The sequence below is a fragment of the Ottowia thiooxydans genome, assembly GCF_040548795.1.
In the GTDB taxonomy this organism is placed as follows: domain Bacteria; phylum Pseudomonadota; class Gammaproteobacteria; order Burkholderiales; family Burkholderiaceae_C; genus Ottowia; species Ottowia thiooxydans_A.
Genome location: NZ_JBEPSH010000007.1, coordinates 209,168 through 229,912 on the forward strand (window position 1 = coordinate 209,168; position 20,745 = coordinate 229,912).

At 58.5% G+C, this 20,745-nt stretch carries 18 protein-coding genes; 8 read left to right on the forward strand and 10 right to left on the reverse strand.

Features of this window, described 5'->3' with window-relative positions; all coding sequences use genetic code 11:
* Positions 1–310: 310 nt before the first annotated feature.
* Entirely contained in the window at positions 311–1,828 is a 1,518-nt protein-coding gene (locus tag ABIE13_RS18070) for an AMP-binding protein (protein WP_354445972.1), read from the reverse strand.
* A 17-nt stretch (positions 1,829–1,845) separates the two neighbouring features.
* Complete coding sequence (locus tag ABIE13_RS18075) at positions 1,846–3,006, reverse strand: CaiB/BaiF CoA transferase family protein (protein WP_354445974.1); 1,161 nt, start codon at positions 3,004–3,006, stop codon at positions 1,846–1,848.
* A gap of 73 nt (positions 3,007–3,079) precedes the next feature.
* Between ABIE13_RS18075 and ABIE13_RS18080 the strand changes: the two genes are divergently transcribed.
* The gene (locus tag ABIE13_RS18080; RefSeq protein ID WP_354445975.1) at positions 3,080–4,087 is read left to right on the forward strand and encodes an NADPH:quinone oxidoreductase family protein; all 1,008 of its coding nucleotides are present in this window, start codon (positions 3,080–3,082) and stop codon (positions 4,085–4,087) included.
* Between the two features lie 602 nt (positions 4,088–4,689).
* On the opposite strand, the gene ABIE13_RS18085 is transcribed toward ABIE13_RS18080, so the two are convergent.
* From ABIE13_RS18085 to ABIE13_RS18110, 6 genes are all read right to left on the reverse strand, one after another.
* The gene (locus ABIE13_RS18085) at positions 4,690–5,664 is read right to left on the reverse strand and encodes a Bug family tripartite tricarboxylate transporter substrate binding protein (protein ID WP_354445977.1); all 975 of its coding nucleotides are present in this window, start codon (positions 5,662–5,664) and stop codon (positions 4,690–4,692) included.
* A gap of 132 nt (positions 5,665–5,796) precedes the next feature.
* Positions 5,797–6,963, reverse strand: coding sequence for an acyl-CoA dehydrogenase family protein (locus ABIE13_RS18090; protein WP_354445979.1), 1,167 nt, complete (start codon positions 6,961–6,963; stop codon positions 5,797–5,799).
* 5 nt (positions 6,964–6,968) lie between these two features.
* On the reverse strand, positions 6,969–7,823 hold the full coding sequence (locus tag ABIE13_RS18095) for a MaoC/PaaZ C-terminal domain-containing protein (RefSeq protein WP_354445981.1): 855 nt from the start codon (positions 7,821–7,823) through the stop codon (positions 6,969–6,971).
* Positions 7,820–8,734 (reverse strand): SDR family NAD(P)-dependent oxidoreductase, encoded by a 915-nt coding sequence (locus ABIE13_RS18100; RefSeq protein ID WP_436278439.1) that lies wholly within the window; start codon positions 8,732–8,734, stop codon positions 7,820–7,822. Before ABIE13_RS18100 ends, ABIE13_RS18095 begins: the two co-directional genes overlap by 4 nt.
* A 37-nt stretch (positions 8,735–8,771) precedes the next feature.
* Positions 8,772–9,794, reverse strand: a complete 1,023-nt coding sequence (locus ABIE13_RS18105) for an NADP-dependent oxidoreductase (RefSeq protein WP_354445982.1) — start codon at positions 9,792–9,794, stop codon at positions 8,772–8,774.
* Between the two features lie 48 nt (positions 9,795–9,842).
* Positions 9,843–10,997, reverse strand: coding sequence for an acyl-CoA dehydrogenase family protein (locus tag ABIE13_RS18110; RefSeq protein ID WP_354445984.1), 1,155 nt, complete (start codon positions 10,995–10,997; stop codon positions 9,843–9,845).
* A gap of 209 nt (positions 10,998–11,206) precedes the next feature.
* Between ABIE13_RS18110 and ABIE13_RS18115 the strand changes: the two genes are divergently transcribed.
* The gene (locus tag ABIE13_RS18115; protein WP_354445986.1) at positions 11,207–11,779 is read left to right on the forward strand and encodes a MarR family winged helix-turn-helix transcriptional regulator; all 573 of its coding nucleotides are present in this window, start codon (positions 11,207–11,209) and stop codon (positions 11,777–11,779) included.
* Between the two features lie 35 nt (positions 11,780–11,814).
* On the opposite strand, the gene ABIE13_RS18120 is transcribed toward ABIE13_RS18115, so the two are convergent.
* Both ABIE13_RS18120 and ABIE13_RS18125 read right to left on the reverse strand, forming a co-directional pair.
* Positions 11,815–12,795 (reverse strand): Bug family tripartite tricarboxylate transporter substrate binding protein, encoded by a 981-nt coding sequence (locus ABIE13_RS18120; protein WP_354445988.1) that lies wholly within the window; start codon positions 12,793–12,795, stop codon positions 11,815–11,817.
* 48 nt (positions 12,796–12,843) lie between these two features.
* Positions 12,844–13,824, reverse strand: a complete 981-nt coding sequence (locus ABIE13_RS18125; protein ID WP_354445990.1) for a Bug family tripartite tricarboxylate transporter substrate binding protein — start codon at positions 13,822–13,824, stop codon at positions 12,844–12,846.
* A 343-nt stretch (positions 13,825–14,167) separates the two neighbouring features.
* On the opposite strand from ABIE13_RS18125, the gene ABIE13_RS18130 reads away from it, so the two are divergent.
* The 6 genes from ABIE13_RS18130 (at position 14,168) to ABIE13_RS18155 (ending at position 20,744) form a co-directional block, all read left to right on the forward strand.
* On the forward strand, positions 14,168–15,391 hold the full coding sequence (locus tag ABIE13_RS18130; protein WP_354445992.1) for a CaiB/BaiF CoA transferase family protein: 1,224 nt from the start codon (positions 14,168–14,170) through the stop codon (positions 15,389–15,391).
* 488 nt (positions 15,392–15,879) lie between these two features.
* Positions 15,880–16,089 carry a hypothetical protein gene (locus tag ABIE13_RS18135; RefSeq protein WP_354445993.1) on the forward strand — a complete coding sequence of 70 codons (210 nt, stop codon included), beginning with the start codon at positions 15,880–15,882 and terminating at the stop codon, positions 16,087–16,089.
* A gap of 628 nt (positions 16,090–16,717) precedes the next feature.
* On the forward strand, positions 16,718–17,902 hold the full coding sequence (locus ABIE13_RS18140; protein ID WP_354445995.1) for an ABC transporter substrate-binding protein: 1,185 nt from the start codon (positions 16,718–16,720) through the stop codon (positions 17,900–17,902).
* Between the two features lie 99 nt (positions 17,903–18,001).
* Entirely contained in the window at positions 18,002–18,874 is an 873-nt protein-coding gene (locus tag ABIE13_RS18145; protein WP_354445997.1) for a branched-chain amino acid ABC transporter permease, read from the forward strand.
* A gap of 3 nt (positions 18,875–18,877) precedes the next feature.
* Positions 18,878–19,984, forward strand: a complete 1,107-nt coding sequence (locus tag ABIE13_RS18150) for a branched-chain amino acid ABC transporter permease (protein ID WP_354445999.1) — start codon at positions 18,878–18,880, stop codon at positions 19,982–19,984.
* Positions 19,977–20,744 carry an ABC transporter ATP-binding protein gene (locus ABIE13_RS18155; protein WP_354446001.1) on the forward strand — a complete coding sequence of 256 codons (768 nt, stop codon included), beginning with the start codon at positions 19,977–19,979 and terminating at the stop codon, positions 20,742–20,744. Before ABIE13_RS18150 ends, ABIE13_RS18155 begins: the two co-directional genes overlap by 8 nt.
* Position 20,745: the final 1 nt, after the last annotated feature.

Consider the following 20,745-nt stretch of genomic DNA (forward strand, 5'->3'; position numbering starts at 1 on the left):
GGCCCCACTGTCCGTGACCCTTCGCTGCGCTACGGGCAACCTGCGCTGCTCGTACGAGGGGTGGTGTCGCAGAAACTCCCTGCGTTCACTTCGCTCACTTCGGTCAAACAACTGCGACAAGCTAGATCACGAAGCAGTGGCATCTTGCAGTGCCACTGCCCACCCCACGCCCTGCGCTGCTCGGCACGGCCAGAGGGGTGGGACGCCTACTCGGGCCATTGCTTCGCTCGGCCCTCGAATAGTTAGTCGCTAGCGCGAGGGTCTTGTCGCCTGTCCCGCTCGGGGGAGAGGGAATTAAACCGCCGAAATTTCAATCGGCCAGCTGACGCCGCAGCTCACGTCGAAGCAATTTCCCCTGCGGACTGTACGGCAGCGCATCCATGATGCGAATGTCCCTGGGGCGCTTGATTCGGCCCAGTCGTTGAAGCGCAAAACTGCCAATGGCTTCCGTCAAAGCGATGGGGTCCATGCCCGACGTGCGGGGCACCACAAACGCCACAGGTCGCTCACCATATTCGTGGTCCGGCGCGCCAACCACCGCCACCTCCGCGATATCCGGCATTTCAAGCAGCGCAGCCTCCAGCTCCTGCGGATAAATATTCACCCCTCCGGAGATGATCATGTCGTCCAGGCGATCGGTCAGAAACAAATAGCCCTGTGCATCCGCATAGCCCAGGTCTCCAAACGTTTGCCATCCCTGATGACTGGTGCGCAGAGCTGTCTTCTCTGGGGCGCCGTAGTAGGCAAAGGGTGCAATACCGGAGAAAAATACACGACCGATTTCTCCTGCGAGCAGCTCTTGCTCGTCTTCCCCCAGAATGTGCAACTGCCCCTTTCTAACCCGCCCGACCGAGCCTGGCCGCTCCAGCCATTCGGCTGAGGTGATGGCCGTCAAACCCACGCCTTCGCTGCCTGAGTAGTACTCTTCAAATACAGGACCCCACCATTCAATCATGGCGTGCTTCACTGGCACCGGACAGGGCGCCGCAGAATGCAGAGCAAGTCTATGGTGCGGCGTCTTGAACCGCGCTCTCTCGCTGGCATCCAGGTCAAGCAAACGCCGAAACATGGTTGGAACCCATTGAGAGTGCGTGATCTTTTCTTTCTCCAGAAGCTCAAGCGCCAGGCGAGCTTCGAATTTCGGCATCACGAAAACAGAGCCCCCCGCGGCGAGAAACGCCAGGCCAAACCTGAGCGGCGCCGCATGGTAGAGCGGCGCTGTTGACAGGTAGCGGGAGTTCTCTGACACCTCAAACATGGCGATCAAGTCCTGCGCAAACGGTGGACATGCCGTCACGACGGGCGACAACGCGCGCCACACACCCTTGGGCCGCCCTGTCGTGCCGGACGTATACATCATGAGCGAGCCGGAAGATTCGTCTGCAATCGGGGTGGCCGGCAGGCTCTCCAGCACCAGGCTCAACGATAGAAATCCGGGAATGTCTCCCCCCAGCGCCAGCCAGGTGCTGCCGTCGCCAGCCAGTGAAGGCAAGCCTTCTAGACCCTCGCCCAAGCTGGCATCCGCGATGACCACTTTGGCCCCACAGTCACGCACGATGTAGGCAGCGTCTTCCAGCGAGGCCGTGGAAGGCACAGGCGTGATATAGGCCCCCGCTCGGTAAGCTCCCCACACCACCGCGAACACATGAGCAGTGTTGCCCATCAACGCCGCCACGTGATCACCGCGCTCTACGCCGTGCGCGCGCAGCACATGGGCCACGCGGTTAGCCACCGCTTCAAGCTCACCATAGGTGGTGTCCACATTGCCCACTCGTACGGCAAGGCGGTCAGGGTCTTCAAGCGCCCAACGGCGCAAGTCAAATGTCATGCTTGATCATCCTCATTTCAGGAATGCACAATGCCGTCCGCGCGCAGGCGACCGATCTCGGTGCTGGAGTAACCTGCAAGATGAAGTAATTCATCTGTGGTGCCTGAATCACGCAGCGGTGCAGAAGGCATGCGGCGCTCCGCCGACCCAAAACGCGGAACAGGTCCCGGCACCCATGCGCCACCTGCGTCCATGAAAGTCTCCCGCGCCTGATTGTGCGGATGTGAAGGCGCCTCAGACATTGAAAGCACGGGCGCCACGCAGGCGTCACTGCCTTCAAACAAGTTGCACCACTCATCTCGTGGCCGGGAGAGAAATACCTGTTCCAGGCGTTCGCGAAGAGTCGGCCACAGCGCTGGCTCCGCACGCCGTGCAAACATGGGATCGTCGGCCAATTCCAACCTCGCAAGAAAGCTGGCGTAAAACTGTGGCTCCAGCGGTCCGACTGCGACAAACTTGCCGTCCGCACACGGGTAGACCCCGTAGTGAGGCGCAGCGCCGTCCAATACATTGGCGCCGCGTTCGTCTCGCCAAGTGCCGGCTGCCAGCTTGGCATAAAACGGTGCCATCAATAGCGCAGCGCCATCGCTCATGGCCGCATCCACCACCTGACCACTGCCAGTGCGCATGGCAGAGACCAACGCACTGGTCACCCCAAAGGCGAGCAGGGTGCCGCCTCCCCCAAAATCTCCCACCAGATTCAGCGGCAAGATGGGTCTGTCGGGCAGGCCTATAGCGTGCAGCGCTCCCGACAACGCGATGTAGTTGATGTCATGACCCGCCTCCTGCGACAGCGGGCCCGTCTGCCCCCAGCCGGTCATGCGGCCATAGACCAGGCTTGGTTTGCGAGCCAGACACGGTTCCGGCCCCAAGCCCAGCCGCTCCATCACGCCCGGTCGAAAGCCTTCTACCAAAGCATCAGCTTGGTCCAGCAATCTGAGCACCACCTCCGTGCCCTGCGGACTCTTCAAATCCAGCGCAATGCAACGCCGTCCCCGCAGCATGGGGTCCTGAGCGGGGTTGACCGCACCTACAGGAGACGTTGAGCCCGAACTTCGCTCGATGCGAATGACCTCCATGCCCGCGTCTGCGAGCAAGGTCACTGCAAAAGGAGCTGGGCCGATACCGGCCATTTCGATGACTTTCAGCCCGGCGAGGGGGCCCTTTTGATATGCCATAGAGGACATTATGAATCCTCAATACCATATGGTACAGTACTTTTTTCACTGCTATAAAAACAGGAGACCACGCATGAAGGCGCTGCTATGTGAAGGGTGGAACGGGTATCGCGGTCTGGTGTATGGCGATACCCCGGAGCCGGCTCTGGCCCCAGGTTGCGTCCGCATTGCAGTGGCCTATTCCACGGTGAGTTTCGGCCAACTATTGGTCGTCGCAGGAACGTATCAACGCAAGCCCCCACTGCCCTTTGTTCCGGGAACAGAGATATCGGGTTTCATCCTGGAGGTCGCCTCTGACGTCACGGGCTTCCAAGCGGGTGACCGCGTGGCCGCCAGTCTGGACTGGGGCGGCTATGGCGAACAAGCCATCGCTACCGCGGAGACCGTGTGGCATGTCCCCGACGGCCTCTCGCTCAAGGAAGCTGCCATCATTCCACTGACCTATGGTACGGCGTATGCAGCGCTCCACTGGCGCGGCCATCTGGCTGCTGGACAAACGCTTTTGGTTCTCGGCGCTGCAGGCGGTGTGGGCCTGCCCACTGTCGAGTTGGGAAAGCTGGCGGGCGCCCGCGTCATTGCCGTGGGAAGCAGTCAGGAACGATTACGCCTGGCGCAGGCGCACGGCGCTGATGAACTCTTGCTACACACGGAACCGGGGTTGAGCCGACGCGTGAAGGCGCTCACTTCTGGGCGAGGCGCGGATCTTGTGTTTGACCCCGTGGGCGGTGATCTTTTTTCAGAGACGCTTAGCTGCACCGCAACCATGGGGCGCATTCTCGTCATCGGCTTTGCGAGCGGCACCATTCCGCAAATTCCAGCCAATATCTTGCTGGTGAAGAACATCGATGTCATTGGCTTTAACTTCGGAACTTATCTGGGCTGGTCTCCCGTCGATGAGCGCAAGCTCCATGCGCCTGCGCTACGGATCATGATGGAGACTCTCTTTGGGCTGGCTTTGCGGGGTCAGATCAAACCCACTTCGTCTGACTGCTTTGAGTTGGCTGACTTTGTTTCTGCGTTTGAGGCGGTGGAGGGGCGGAGGTCGTTTGGGAGGGTTTTGATTCAGGTGAATGGGGAATGAATTTGGAGGTTGGCCGGTAGAAGGTGCGTCTTCTCTTACTCCCTCTGAGCGGGAGCGGCCGCACAGTTGCGGCGCGAGGGTCTGTAACTCCCTCTCCCTCTGGGAGAGGGTGGCGCGGGGCCGGTCAACCGGTGAGGGCAAGCAGCGGTTGATTGATCGCTGCGGTTGCTAATTACCTCCCGCTCTTCTCTTGAGGTCGGAGGCCGGGATGTGCGCCCGGCGGCGCACCTACTCTTTTTGCTCCGCCAAAAACAGTAGGCCCAAAAAGGCGGCCCCAAGTCCGTGTCCCTCCGCTGCGCTACGGGCAACCTCCGGTGCTCGGTCCAGGGGCGGTGCGGCAGAACTCTCTACGTTCAAACAGCTGCCGCAAGCTAGATCACGAAGCAAGAGCATCTTGCAGTGCTCTTGCCCGCCCCCGGATGGCCGGCCCCTGGCCCTGCGCTCCTCGGCACGGCCAAAGGGGTGGGATACCCACTCGGGCCATTGCTTCGCTCGGCCCTCCCGAACACAGACAGTGCGGACTTGGTTTTCAGCGCCGGTCACGCCCGTAGCGCTACGCGACTCAAAAGACGTTTAAAAGGACGCTCCCACGAGCCTCCTACTCACTCAAGACTCAACCCCGGCAGCGCCGCAAAAATCTTGGTCCAGCGCGCCAACTCATCGTTCAGTGCAGCAGTGGACGATGCAGTATCCATGCCGGTCGCATCGGCGCCAAACACGGCGAATCTGGCCGCGAACTCTGGCGACTTCACGATCTTGACGGTTTCAGCAGAGAGCCTGTCCACGATGGCTTTGGGTGTTCCACCGGGCGCGAACAGTCCCCACCATGGCGAGAACGGTTCCATGCCCGCAATGCCCTGTTCAGCAAACGTCGGCACATCTGGCAATGAAGCGGAACGCTTGCTGCCTGTGACGGCCAGTGGGCGCAACTTGCCATCTTTGACAAAGGGGGCTGGTACACCGATGTCTGCGATGGCGAACTGGATCTGTCCGCCTACCAAGGCGGTGATCTGAGGAGACACGCCTGCGTAAGGCACATGAATGAGCTTGATGCCTACCTGCTTGCTGAGATATTCACCCAACAGGTGGGCGCTGGAGCCGTTGCCGTAGGAGCCATAACTCAGCTCGCCCGGCTTGGCCTTGGCGGCGTCCAGCAGTTCCTTGACTGACTTCACAGGCACCGCCGAGTTGGCGTAAAGCACAAGGGGGGTCACCCCCACATGCGACACGGCGATCAAATCCTTGCGAACGTCATACGGCAGGTTCTTGCGCGTGAACGGCGCCATCACGATAGGCGTGCTGGTGGTAAACAGCAGTGAGTAGCCGTCTGGTTCTGCCTTGGCGACCTGAGCGGTTCCCAGCGTTTGCGCTGCACCCGCCTTGTTTTCAACCACCACGGGCTGGCCCAAGGCCCGCGTCAGGCCTTCTGCCACCAACCGGGCCACCACATCACTAGGACCGCCCGCGCTGGCAGGAACGATCAGTTTGATGGGTTTGCTGGGGTAGGTTGCCTGAGCATAGGCGGGTGCTGCGGCGCCGAGCGCCATGGCTAGAAGCAAGAGAGTACGACGGTTCATTCATGTCTCCTATCGATATTAGTTATCTACCATATAGTAAGTACGCAATACCATATCGTCAATGGCAGTTTCCCCAATAGCACTCCCCTGAACTCAGCTGTGAGCAGCCCTATCGCGGCAGACAGCTGCTGCTCAGTACGATTTCGGCAGATTCAGCACTTTCTCGGCGATGAAAGACAAAATCAACTGAGGTGAAATCGGTGCGATGCGCGTGAGCATGGCTTCGCGCATATAGCGCTCCACGTGGTATTCCTTGGCATAGCCAAACCCTCCATGCGTCAGCACTGCGGTCTCGCAGGCTCTAAAGCCCGCTTCGGCGCAAAAGTACTTCGCGGCATTGGCTTCCGCTCCGCAGGATCGGCCTTGGTCATAGAGCCAGGCCGCGCGCTGATAGAGCAAGGTGCCGGCTTCGAGGTCTACCCAGCGGTCTGCAAGCGGGTGCTGAATCCCCTGGTTCTTACCGATGGGCCGGTCAAACACGATTCGCTCACCCGCATAGGTGGCCGCTCTCTGAAGAGCCACACGTCCCAGGCCAGTCGCTTCCGAAGCAAGGAGCACACGCTCCGGGTTGAGGCCGTGCAAGATGTATTCGAATCCCCTGCCCTCTTCGCCGATACGGTCTTCCCTGGGGATTTCCAGGCCGTCAATGAACAGCTGATTCGAATCCACCGCCTTGCGTCCGTGCTTCTCGATCTCGCGCACTTCAATCTTGCTTCTATCCAAGTCGGTATAGAACAGACTCAAGCCCTTGGAAGGCGAACTCACTTCCTCGATCGGTGTCGTTCTTGCCAGCAACAAGATCTTGTGAGCAACTTGAGCCGTGGAGATCCATACTTTCTGCCCATTCACCACATAGCGGTCGCCCTTGCGCACCGCCATGGTCTTGAGCTTGAGCGTGTTCAATCCGGTATTCGGTTCGGTCACGCCAAAGCAGGCCTTGTTGGTACCGTTGATGATGGGAGGCAGCCAACGGCGTTTCTGCTCATCGCTTCCATGCACCACCACGGGATGCAGGCCGAACACATTCATATGAATGGCTGAAGCCCCAGAAAGCCCGGCGCCTGTGGCGGACACGGTCTCCATCATGTGCGCGGCTTCAGCAATTCCCAATCCGGCGCCGCCGTATTCCTGCGGCATGGCAATGCCCAGCCAACCGGCACCCGCCATGGCGCCATAAAAGTCCTCAGGAAAACCGCCTTCGCGGTCTTTCTTCAGCCAATACTCATCATCGAATGGGGCACAGACCTCCTGCACAGCAGAGCGGATGGCTTGCTGGTCATCTGTCAAATCGAAATTCATCTAGTTCACTCCAAAATTTCAGCGCGCCCGTTGTTCAGCACCACCACGTCGCGCTCCACGGCGCGCGCACGAAAGCTGACCACGGGTCCGTCTAACCAATACTCGGTTGCAATGGTCTCGCCGGGATAGACAGGCGACGAGAAGCGCAGGCGAAACGACTTGAGCTTGTCGGAGTCATCGCCGCAGACGGCCTGCACAATGGCCCGCGTGGCAACGCCCAGACTGCACAGCCCGTGCAAGATGGGCCGTTCGAATCCGGCCTTGCGCGCGATGACTGGATCGGCATGAATGGGGTTGTAATCGCCCGAGAGTCGATAGATCAGGGCGGCTTGAGGCAAAGTCTCCAGTACGCAGGTGCCATCAGGAGCGCGTTCGGGTACGGCGTGAGGCGTTGGCGCCGCGCTCGTGGTGCCGCCGCATCCGCCGTCTCCACGCAGGAAATAGGTTGAAGTCACCGTCCCGACGGGGTCGTCATTGCCCACTTCATGCAAGGTCTTTTGCATAAGTATCAAGGCGCCTTTGCCCTCGCCCTTGTCCACCACATCCGTGACCTTGAAGGTACCGACATATGTCTTGCCAGCCTCCAGGGGCCTATGCATTTCGAAGGCCTGCTCCCCGTGCAGCAGCTTTACCCAGTCGATCTCCAACTCAGGCGCCTGAACCCAACCACCCGGATGGGCGATGACATTGACGAAGGAAGGAAACACCTTCAGTGCCTTCTCGTAGAGGAACTGCAGATCACCGGGATGCTCCGGCCTGGCTCCCAAGCCAATGCCCGCAGCGTAGAGCATGCAATCGCGCGGCTGCAGTACGTGTTCGATCGGCTTGAACTGATGCGCAAGGACTTTTTGCAGGTTCATACCGGATCCCAGCTGAACACGTCGCGCGAGCGATCAAGCGGAAAAAATGACGCACGCATCATGGGCAGGGCGCGCTCCAGGCAGCTGTCAACCGTCCAGCCCGCGTCACCCGCGTGAGCGGTGCGAATGGGCCGAGGCTGCGAGAACAAGTAGATTTCGTTGTTGCGAACCCCAAAGATCTGACCTGTGACGTCTTGCGCTGCATCAGCCAACAGAGCGCAGGTGAACGGTGCAATCTTGGCAGCTTCCATGCGGGAATTCACCCGCATGCGCTCCTGTCCCTCGGGCGTATCGGTGGGGATGGTATTGACCATGCGCGTGAAGGCGAATGGCGCAATGCAGTTGGAGCGCACTTTGAAGCGCTCCATGTCCAGCGCAATCGCTTTTGACAGGCCTACGACACCCATCTTGGCAGACATGTAGTTGGCTTGGGCATTGTTGCCAATGAGTGCCGAGGTGGATGTCATGTGGACATAAGCACCACTTTCCTGCCCCTTGAAATGTGGAGCCGCTGCACGAGACATATTGAAGCTGCCCTTCAGATGCACGCGGATCACGGCATCGAAATCTTCTTCCGGCATCTTGTGGAACATGATGTCGCGCAGGTTTCCGGCGTTGTTCACCACCGCGTCAATCTGACCATAGACATCCAGCGCCTGAGAAATGATGGCTTGCGCAGATTTCCATTCGGCCACGCTGTCTGTATTGGCGCACGCAATGCCGCCCTCCGCCTCAATCTCCTGAACGGTCTGCTGCGCCGGTCCAGCGCCCCCGCCACTGCCATCGATGTTGACGCCAAGATCGTTGACCACGACCTTGGCCCCCTGGCGGGCTGCCTCCAATGCAATGGATTTGCCTACCCCAGCGCCCGCGCCGGTAACCACTACGACCTTGCCTTCCAACCACTTCATGATCTGTCCCCAAGTTGTTCGATACGAATGTGAAACCCTACCTGCCCGTCTCCAGACGGATAAGGCGCTTACCAATGTTGGCGCCGGAGTACAGCTCGGCAATCGAGCCCGGCGCGCGCTCCATGCCGTCTACGATTTCTTCGCGATAACGCAGCTGGCCACTTCGCACCCAGGCGGCGAGCTGCCCCACCGCCTCTTCATAGCGATGCTCGTAATCCCACACGAGAAACCCTTGCATGCGGGCAGACTTGTTAAGCAAGTGGCGCTCGGGACGCGGGCCTGTCGGCCACGGATCCCAGCTCTGTACCGAGGCAGTGCCGCAGATCACAATGCGAGCGAACTTGTTGATATGGCGCAGCACCGCATCACTGATGGAGCCGCTGGTGTTGTCGTAGTAGACATCCACGCCACTTGGACAAGCTTCAGCCAGCCGCTGAGCGAAATTCGGATCTTTATAGTCAACCGCTGCGTCAAAGCCGAACTCATCGAGACAAAGCCGGACTTTGTCTGCGCCTCCAGCAATTCCAACGGTCCTGCAACCCGCCAGTTTGGCGAGTTGCCCCACTGCGGAACCTACTGCCCCGGCTGCGGTCGACACCACCACGGTTTCTCCGGCACGTGGCTGCCCGATCTCCCCCAAGGCGAAGTACGCCGTGACGCCATTGATGCCAAGAATGCCAAGTGACAAGGTCAGAGGCAGATCGCCTTCCAGCACTTTTCTTCTGACCGGATCTCCGTTGGTCACGCAGTAGTCCTGCCAGCCCAGCATACCCATGACCTTGTCGCCCACAGCGTAGCTCTCATGCCTGGAAGCCACCACCTCACCGGCAGCGAAGGCTCTCATGACTTCACCGATGCCTACTGCATCGGAGTAGTTCGCGGCGGCATTCACCCAGCCTCGCATGGCGGGCTCTACAGACAGATAGTCGTTCCTGACCAGAAATTCACCCGACGCCAGTTCCGGAATCTGGCTCTCAACGATTTCGAAATGATCCGCCTGTGGAACGCCGACTGGCCTGGACTTGAGAACCACTCGCCGGTTGACCCGTTGACCACTCATCTGACTTCTCCTGAAATGGGGGCTAAGAGAATCTTCGAAGACAGCTCTCTACCGTCCGCGCTTGAACAAGTCGCGCGAGATGATCTGCTTCATGACTTCCATCGCACCGCCCGCAATCTTGACGATCCGTGCATCCGCATAGGCGCGGCACACCGGGAACTCCCACATATACCCCCAGCCACCGTGGAGTTGGAGACACTCGTCGACCACGCGGCAATGCAGATCAGACAACTGCATCTTCGCAATGGCCGCAGTCACGGGATCCAGCTCGTGATTCAATTGCTGCTCGATGCATCTGTCCACGAATGCCCGTGCCACTACGGTGGCCGCATGCAATTCAGCCAGCTTGAATTGAGTGTTCTGGAAATCGGCAATCGTCTGACCAAAAGCCTTTCGGCTGGATGTGTACTCCACCGTCTGCTCGATCGTGACCTCGGCCACCACGCAGCTTCGCACGGCTTGCACCAGCCGCTCGTGGGCCAAGTTAGCAGTGAGGTACTTGAATCCGACATGCTCTTCACCGATCAGGTTCGATGCCGGCACTCGGACTTCGTCGAAGAACAGCTCCGAGGTATCTTGCGCGTGCAGCCCGAGCTTCTTGAGGTTGCGTCCGCGCTTGAATCCAGGCCTGTTCGTTTCGACCAGGAAGAGACTGATCGCCTCCCGCGGCCGTGCGGGGTCCGACTTGGTAACGAGCATCACCACGTCGCTGGTCTGCCCGTTCGAGATATAGGTCTTTTGCCCATTGATCACGTACTCATCACCCTCTCGGCGTGCAGAGGTGCGGATCCCCCTGACGTCGCTCCCCGCACCTGGCTCCGTGATCCCAAGGGACCCTATCACCTCACCGGACACCATGCCAGGCAACCACTTCTTCTTGAGTTCTTCGCTACCGAAGCGCTCAATATAAGTGGCCACCATGTCTGAGTGAATGTTGAACCCTGGGCCAGTGACTCCTGCGCGAGCCATCTCCTCGATCACCACGCAGTTGTAGAGAAAGTCTGAACCCGTCCCGCCATACTCTTCGCTGGTATTGCAGCAGAGCAGCCCTGCATCACCGGCCTTGCGCCAAACCTCGCGCGGCACCAAACCATCTTCCTCCCATTGTGCGTGGTGAGGTTTGAGCTCCGTCTCCACAAAGCGCCGCACAGAGTCGCGGAACATTTCGTGATCAGGTGTGAATAGTGGACGCTTGGACGGCATATATCTCCTTGTTGATGACCGTCAGTGGCGGGCGACACCGTCCAGTCAGGTTCTTGCTTTTTAGTTATGCTAGCGTACCATATTGAAGCGACACGAGCAACTTGGAGATAGGTCCTTATTAGAGACTATTTGGACTCCAATCCATTTTTATACTGTATGCTGGCAGATAGTAATTTTTGTGCCCAGCAAACTAAAGGGCCAAGCTGCATATGAATGACATGATCCCTAAAACAACCGTGGCATCCGCCAAAGTCACCAAGCGCGCGCACGCTAAAGTCGCAAAATCTCGCAGCACCAGTGCTCCCCGAATCCCCGATTCTGATAACTGGGATCAACGCCTCGGCTTCCTGATGCATGACGTGTCCCGGCTCAGGCGCACCGTGTTCGACGATTTTGTGAAGCCGCTCGGAGTCACGCGCTCTCAATGGTGGGTACTGGCCAACCTTTCCCGTCATGACGGCATGATCCAGAGCGATCTAGCCAATATTCTGGAGCTTGGTAAAGCCGCGTTGGGCGGGCTCATTGACCGCCTGGAAGCCTCAGGCCTGGTGGAGCGCCGCGCCGATGAGATCGACCGCAGAGCCAAACGTGTGTATCTGTCTTCCATGGGTACGCACCTCATTTCCGAGATGCGAGTCAAAAGCCACGAGCTGAGCGAGAGAATGCTGATGGGCCTGGACTTGCCCTCACGCAGGTTGCTGGCCGACATGCTGGCCCAAGTCAAACACAACCTCACCGTCATCCGGACGGAAATCGGACAATCTGAAGAAGATGAGGGTTGAAACGTCAGCGACAGCTGACGTTTCGCACAATCTCCTCAGGAAACAGAAGCCCCCGAAGATTTGACGATAGGCGCCCACTTGCGGATCTCAGCCTGCACGAAGGCCTGATACTCGGCTGGGCCCAAGGGGGCGGCTTCGGCCCCCAACTCGCGTACCGCCGCTACGATACCAGGGTCCTTGAGAGCAGAGACGACCTCACCCCCCATTCGCTCCAGAATGGCCTTTGGCGTACCGGTGGACGCGGAAAGCCCATACCAGGAGAAGATATCGAACTCGCCGATTCCGGCGGCCTCTTGAATGGTCGGCACATCTGGAAAGCTCGGCGAGCGCTTGGATTGAGTCATCGCCAGAAGCCGAAGCTTGCCTGCCTTGACGTGCTGGACATAGAGAGGGAGGTTATCCATGGAGAAAAGCACCTCTCCGGCAAGCAATGCCGTCACATTCGCAGCTGTTCCTTTGTACGGCACATGCTTGCCGTCGACGCCCACTTTCTGAACGAACAAATGGCCGCCCAAATGGGAAGAGGTACCCACCCCCGCTGATCCGAAGAACACTTTTTCAGGATTGGCCCTCATGTAGGCGATCAAGGCTCCGATGGACGAGATGCCTGAGTCCGCGCGCACCACCACTGCGTTGGTCAATGTGGATATTCTCGCAACCCCCGGCAAATCCTTGACTGGGTCGAAGGTCGGCTTGGCATACAACGCCAGTCCAATTGCATTGGTGGCCACGTTGCTTACATAGTAGGTATAGCCGTCCGGTGGCGCGGAAGAAGTAAGGCCCGCAGCCAGCATGCCTCCTGCACCCGGCTTGTTGTCAATATAGAGTGATTGCCCCAAGCGCTCTTTCAGACGTGCCTCCAGAGTGCGCACAAACATGTCGCTGCCCCCGCCCGCAGAGCCGCCTGAAATAATTCGCAACGGGCGGCTAGGCCATTGATCCTGCGCCAAGACACTGCTCGGTAGGGCACCAACCGCCAACGAGCCTGCAACAAACTTTCTTCTGGTGGTGTTCATCGTTGTCTCCTTAATATATTTACGTCGGCACGGCTTGTGCGCCCTCTATCACGTGGCAGGCTTCAACCCAGCCCCTTGAATCAGCTTGCCCCATTTCTCTTTTTCAGCCTGGCCAAACGCTTTGAGTTCATCCATGGATTTGCGTTGCGGCTCGATCCCAAGCTGCAACAGCTTCTCTTGAACGTCGGCACGAGCCATGGCCTTGTTGAGCGCTGCTGCCAGCACATTCAAGGCTTCTTGCGGTGTGCCTTTGGGTGCGTAGAAAACAGTCCATCCCACGAGCTCATACCCGGAGATGCCCTGCTCAGCCAGGGACTTCACGCCTGGCAAAAGCTTGCTAGACTGCGCGGAAGTGACTCCGAGCGCCTTGACCTGGTTGCTGGTGACCGCAGCGCGAAGTGAAGTGATCGTGTCGACCATGAACTCCACCTGATCCCCCAAGACACCTGTCAGAGCCTGGGCGCTTCCTTTGAAGTCAATCGGGAACATGGGCGCCTCGCCACGCGACTTGAAAAGCTCATATGCCAGGCGGCAAGTCGTGGTGGACACTGCAATGTTCAAGCCGTCTGGCTTGGCACGTGCAGCCTTCACAAGGTCCTGCATGGAATTGATGGCATTGGAGGGTTTGGTCACAAACACCAGGGGCAAAATGCCGACCATGGCGATGGGCTCGAAATCAGCCAGTCCGTCAAACCCGGTATTTGCATAGAGGTACGCGTTGGCCGCGTGCGTGGCGTTGGTGCCAATCATGATGTTGTACCCATCAGCGGGGGACCGCGCCGCTGCCTGAGTGCCCACATTGCCGCCCGCGCCTGGCCGGTTATCGACTATCACCGGCTGCTTGATCTCCTTGGACAACTCATCTCCGATATAGCGCGCGGCGATATCAGTGCCTTGTCCCACAGCGTAAGGAACGATCAACCGAATGGGTTTGTTCGGGTAGCCCTGCGCCATCGCCGTCGTGGCAGCCACCAGAGTCAGCCCCATCAGGGCACGCGGCAGGAAGCGCAGGATTTTCAACGGACGCATGGGATTCCTCAGATGCTGGATTGATCGGTATACTTGATCTTAGTATGCTAGCAAACCTTTCAGAATGCCTCATAGGGATTACCCCACGCTGGCGCGTTCTTGCGGTCTTCGGCATTCGATCACTGGACTTTCGGCGCTCCCACCAAGGCCCACGACACACTACTGAGACTTTCATAAACCATGACAATTACCCGTTCCGACTGAGCTCGGCCTGGCCTGAGCTTGTCGAAGGGTCGAAGCCTTGGGCAGCGCTTCGACAGGCTCAGCGTGAACGGTGGTAGGTTGATTGCCATGAGTTACGAAAACTCTCATCGCCGGAAACAACTCACTCACACTCCCCTGTATGACTGAAAAAACACCCTCACCTCTTGCCGGTCTGCGCGTACTCGACCTCTCCAAAGTGCTCGCAGGCCCGCTCTGCGCCCAATACCTCGGGGACATGGGAGCTGATGTCATCAAGATTGAGCCGCCACGCAGCGGAGATGAAACCCGGGGCTGGCCGCCTTTGCGCCAAGGGGGGGACACTCAGACTGGCGCCATATTTCTAAGTGCCAATCGAAACAAGCGTTCGTTGGCCGTCGACTTGGCCAGTGAGGAAGGCAAGGAAGTCGTGTACCGGCTCGCCCGCTGGGCCGATGTGGCCATCCTGAGCTTTGGACCTGGCGTTGCGGCCAAGCTCAAAATCGACCCTGCTACCTTGCGTGCGCTCAATTCCAGGCTCATCTGCTGCGACATATCCGGCTACGGCAGCCAAGGCTCCATGAACCAGGGCAAGGGCTATGACGTCATCCTCCAGGCCTTCAGCGGCATGCTTTCCATCACTGGCGAACCGGGCCGCCCTCCGGTACGTAGCCCGTTCTCCCCAGTCGATCAGGGCACAGGCCTGCACGCATTGGTGGGCATCCTCGCCGCCCTGCAGGCACGTGAACGCACGGGCGAAGGCTGCACCGTCGAAGCCTCCCTGTTCGACACCGCCACCGGATTTCTTGGCTATTTCCTGCAGAACTATTGGGAGCGCGGCACGGAGCCAGAGCGGCCCGGCTCAGGCCATGAATCCCTTTGCCCTTACCAAGTTTTTGAAACAGCAGACAAGCCTCTGATACTGGGCGTCGCGAACGATTCGCTCTGGCAGCGCTTTTGCGCCATCGCCGATCTTCAAGCCATCAAGGACGACTCCCGCTTTGCGACCAACGCCGCCCGCGTAGCGCACCGCGCGGAAACGCTGGCCTACGTTGAAAAAGCCATGAAGACCCGGGGCCGGGCTGATTGGCTGAAAGTATTGGATGAAGCCGGCATCCCATGCTCTCCGCTGCACACTCTGGGAGAGCTGTCATCGCACCCTCACACGCGGGAAAGCGGCATGGTGTTTGAGTATGAGCACCCTACCCTGGGTCAAATGAAGTCAGTTGCCCAACCTCTGCGATTCAATGGCTTGCGCACCGGCCTCCAACGCCCTGCTCCACAGCACGGAGAGCATACGCAGGAAGTTCTGCGCGAACTCGGCTTCAACAATCAGGAAATTGCCGCTTTGCAGGCAGCCGGCATTGCTGGTTCTGGAGCTCGCTGATTTATCAAGGCCTATCAGGCGGATGGTTCTATGGTTTCGGTCAAGAATAAAACCGTTCGCGTTGAGCGTGTCCTGCCCTGAGCTTCGATGACATCCTGCAAGCGAAAAGCGTCCTTCGAACAAAAAACACCGTTCGAACTGAGGTTCTATGGTTTGGGTCAAGTAGAAAGTAGCATTTGAACTACCTAAAACCGTTCGGGCTGAGCCTGTCGAAGCCTGTCCTGAGCGTGTCGAAGTGGCCTCGCGCAACGCTTCGACAGGCTCAGCGCGAACGGGTTGTTGTGAGTCCACTGCCGAAAAAGAAACGCTGTTCATTGAAGCCTGTCCAAGGATAGAACCTTTTCACAACGCTTCGCAAGCCTGTCCTGAGCCCTCTCGCCGAGACCGAGGTATCCCCTTGATCTTTCAATTCGCGGCCGCATGTTCATACGCTAGCCCTGGGGAGACTGCTCTTGGGGCCCATTGCCAGACGCAACCTGTTGACCACAATGAAAACCATAGACGAGATGCTGCACCTCGACTTGCTGACCTCAGATCAGCACGCTCAAATCGGCGCATGGATTGCGCAGGCCGGGTCGCCCGATGAAATTCTGAAGATGCCCGCGACCCTCTGGCAAGCCTTGGAGCGTGCCAGCGAAGTGATGGGCATCGACCAAGACCTCGCGCGCGACCCTCAATTTGATGAAGTCGATGCTTGATAGCTTTGACTTGCTTCGTATCGGTGCCAAGGGAAGGTGCCGAAGACATCCGATCTGCCTTAGCTCCCTCGAATCTCACGCTCGATTCTCCTCGCAGCTTGCGTACTGCGCCTGGTAATTTAGTTCAGGACTTATTCCACGGCTCACAATGAGAACCGTGACATCCTCGCACCACTGCAGCTCCAATCAGACGCTGGCAGCCAACTGACTGGTCAAAAGAACTCCCATGCACTGCATGTTTTCAAACTGACCCGTTTGCCGGCATCCGTCGCTTTCGCCCTCCCGCTTCTTCCCTTCATCCACGAATAGCCGGCCCCGCGCAGAGGCGGGGATCCAGCACTGTCGCAGAGCCCTCCTTGGTCTGCCTACCCGTGGGTCGGGCCATCCGGGACGAAAAAGAAAGGGGCGATTTCCATGTTCCGTCTTCTCCGTGGGTCTCTTCTAGCCCAGCATCACGTATACATAAATATGCTCGTTTACCCTATATTTGGCTAAATTTAGCTTGAATCTCATTCAAATATGACATCAAATCAGCATCAACGTATACGTGAATAGCTTCTGGCAGTTTGCGTAGCGTGCAGAGCATGAGCGATCGGGCTCGGTACAAAACGCACCTAAGGAGCGGAAGATGGGCAATGGAAAAATTCAACGGCTAGTGAGGCGCGCTGTAGCCCTCACTGCGGTCTCAGCCATCACTTGCAGCGCCTGGGCACAGCCCACCGAGAAGATCAAGGTGGGCCTGATGTTGCCGGCGAGCGGTACGTTTGCAGCATTGGGGGCGGCCATTGAGAACGGTTTTCGGATGTACGTCAGCGAGCAAGGCGGCAAGCTCGGCGGGCGGGAGATCGAATACTTCAAGGTCGACGACGAGTCTGATCCCTCCAAGGCCATTCACAACGTCAACCGCCTGATCAAACGTGACAATGTCGATGTGCTCGTGGGCACGGTGCATTCCGGCGTAGTCATGGCTATGGCTCGCGCAGCCAAGGAAAGCGGCACTATTCTCATCGTACCCAACGCTGGCGCCGATGCAGTTACCGGAGTGATGTGCGGCCCCACCATCTTCCGCTCATCTTTCAGCAATTGGCAGATCTCCTATCCAATGGGGGTTATCGCGGCCAAGCAGGAAGGCAAGAAAAATGCCATGACCATCAACTGGAAGTATGCGGCCGGTGAAGAAGCGTCAAGTGCCTTCAAGGAAGGATTTGAAAAGAACGGTGGCAAGGTCACCAGGCAACTCACGGTGCCGTTTCCAAACGTGGAATTTCAGGCATTCTTGACCGAAATCGCTGCTGCAAAGCCCGATGCAGTCTTTGCCTTCTTTGCCGGCTCCGGTGCCGTGAAATTTGTGAAGGATTACCACGCCTCAGGTCTGTCGAAGACCATCCCGCTGTATGGCCAAGGCGCGCTCACGGATGGCACGCTCGAAGCGCAAGGGTCCTCCGCCGAAGGCATTCTCACCACATTGCATTACGCAGATGAACTGGGCACGGAACGCGACAAGGTTTTCCGCACCAACTACGCGAAAGCCTACAAACTTACCCCCGATGTCTACTCCGTGCAGGGCTACGACGCAGCGCAAATGCTGGCGGTGGGCTTGAAGGCTGCGGGAGGCGACATCTCCAAGAAAGATCTCTTCCGCGCTGCAATTGAGAAAGCCACCATTGCAAGCCCGCGCGGGGACTTCACCATAAGCAAGTCGCACAACCCTGTGCAGGACATCTATCTGCGCAAGGTAGAGGGCAAGCAGAACACCAAAGTCAGCATCGCAGCAAAGAAGCTGGCTGATCCGGCACGCGGCTGCAAGCTCTGATCGAAAAACCCGCAAGGGACGTCATGCCTTGAATTGCGTGAGTCGGTTCACAGCCGACGCACGGATTCAGTTCGCTCTTCAACACGACAAGAGGTTGCCGTGGATCTAGCTACGTTTCTGGTGCAGTGTCTGAACTCGATTCAGTACGGACTATTGCTGTTTCTGCTGGCCTCGGGGCTGACGCTGATTTTCGGGATCATGGGTGTGATCAATCTTGCGCACGGCAGCTTCTACATGATCGGCGCGTATATGGCGTTCACGCTCGCGCCTTATATGGGCCAGCACTTCATCAGCATGCTGCTGGTGGGTGTGGTTCTGGCCGTGGTCATTGGGTACGTCCTGGAATGGGCATTCTTCAGTTTTCTCTATGAGCGCGATCATCTGCAACAGGTGCTGATGACCTTCGGCTTGATTCTGGTGTTTGAAGAGTTGCGCGCCATTCTCGTGGGCAACGATGTGCACGGTGTGCAGGTGCCCGCCTGGCTCTCTGGCAGCTTCTCATTGGCCGGCATCATGACCTACCCGTGGTACCGCGTATTTGCTGCAGTCACTTGCCTGCTTGTGGCGTTACTCATGTATTGGATGGTCAACCGCACACGCCTCGGAATGACGGTGCGCGCGGGCGCCAGCAATCGCGACATGGTGCGCGGACTGGGCATCGACATCAAGCGTCTGTACCGCATCGTCTTTGCAATGGGCGTGGCGCTGGCCGCGCTCGCGGGCATGATCGCTGCACCGATGAGCTCTGTCTACCCCCACATGGGCGGGAGCGTGCTCATCATCTGTTTCGTGGTAGTGGTCATTGGCGGCATTGGATCCATCACCGGTGCGCTGCTGGCTTCGCTTCTCGTGGGCTTTGTGGACACGTTTGGCAAGGTGTTTTTTCAGGAACTAAGCGGAATGAGCATCTATCTGCTCATGGCGGTCATTTTGGTATGGCGCCCCGAAGGCCTGATGGGCAAAAGGAGCTGAGCCATGACAAGCCAAACCCTTCATGCGCACCCTGCAGCGCAAAACGTGCGCGATGATGAAAACGCGCGCGTCCAAGCACCAATCCCCTCTTCCAAAGATCTGTCCCATTCGACACCACGCAGTGCCAGTGCATGGAGGTGGCTGAATCTGACGGTTCCGCTGATTTGTGCGATAGCGCTTGCCGTGGCGGCGCCGCTGTGGTCCTCGTACCTCTCGGATCTGGTCGTGAAGGTCATGATCATGTCGATCTTTGCGCTCAGCCTGCAGTTGCTGGTCGGCGGCACAGGGTTGGTGAGCCTCGGCCACGCCGCATTCTTTGGTATTGGTGCGTACGCCACTGTGCTCGCCATGCCGCCAGAAGGCGGCAATCTACTGATGCTTCTGGGCGCAGCTGTGGTTGCGGCTGCGCTGAGCGCATTGGTCATCGGAGCTCTTAGTCTGCGCACCAAGGGGGTGTACTTCATCATGGTGACGCTCGCGTTTGCACAGCTCGCGTTCTTTGTTTTTCACGACACCAGCGTGGGCGGTGGCAGCGACGGCGTCTACCTCCATGCGCGCCCGTCCATCGGCTTCATCGACATGGAAAACAGCCGCACGCAATATGACGTAGTGCTCCTGTCTCTGGTATTGGTATATGGTCTGCTGACACTCATTCGCCGCTCGCGCTTCGGTGCGGCACTGGCGGGGATCCGCGTGAATGAACAACGCATGCGCGCCGCAGGGTTCAGCACCTATTGGTACAAGCTCGCGGCATTTGTGATCGCTGGTGCGCTCGCCGGAGTTGCAGGCTTCTTGCTTGCAGCGCGAGATGGTGTAGTAAATCCCGAGCTGTTGGCATGGAATCATTCTGGCGAGGTCCTGCTGATGGTCATCCTGGGCGGCATCGGCTCACTGCGCGGAGCAGTCATCGGCACCGTTGCGTTCGTGGTACTTAAGGAATTGCTCGGTACGCACGCGGTGGTCGGCAATCTGGCCGATCACTGGCAACTGACGCTCGGCATTTCCATCATCGTGCTCGTCGCTTTGCTGCCCAGCGGCGTGATGGGACTTGGCGATCAACTCAAGAAGTGGCGCTTTGCCAAAGCTCCATCTGGAGCACAGCATGACTGATGCAAGAACACCCAAGCTCTCGGTTCGCGGTTTGACACGACGCTTTGGAGGACTCATTGCGGTGAACAACGTCGATCTCGATTTGCGCGATGGTGAAGTTCACGCCGTCATCGGAACCAACGGCGCAGGTAAATCCACACTGATCAACATGCTGTCAGGCGAAATGCCTGCTTCAAGCGGCACCATCACCCTCAAAGGCAAAGACGTCACACACATGCCGCAGCCACGCCGCTCCAGAGCGGGTATAGGCCGAAGTTATCAACGCACCACGATATTCCCGGAGTTCACCGTGCTCGAGAACTGTCGCCTTGCGGCCCAGGCTCAATCGCACAGCAGACCCTGGCACATTTGGCAAGCCTCGTCGCATTGTGCTTCGAGCCTTGAGCGCGCGCGCATTGCGCTTGGACGCGCTGGACTCGGGGTGCATGCCAACACGCACGCGGGCAGCCTGAGTCACGGCGCCAAGCGACAGCTGGAGGTTGCCATGTGTCTGGCGACGCAGCCGCAGGTATTGTTGCTGGACGAACCGCTTGCCGGCATGGGCTCAGAAGAAACGGAGCGCATGCTTGGTTTGCTGGGCGAGCTGAGAAGCGGTCACGCCGTGCTGCTGGTCGAGCACGATATGGACGCGGTATTTCGCATCGCCGATCGCATCACCGTGATGGTCAACGGCAGTGTGGTTGCCACGGACACGCCCGACCAGATACGTGTCAACCCGGTTGTACGAACGGCATATCTGGGAGAAGAACAGCATGGCTGAA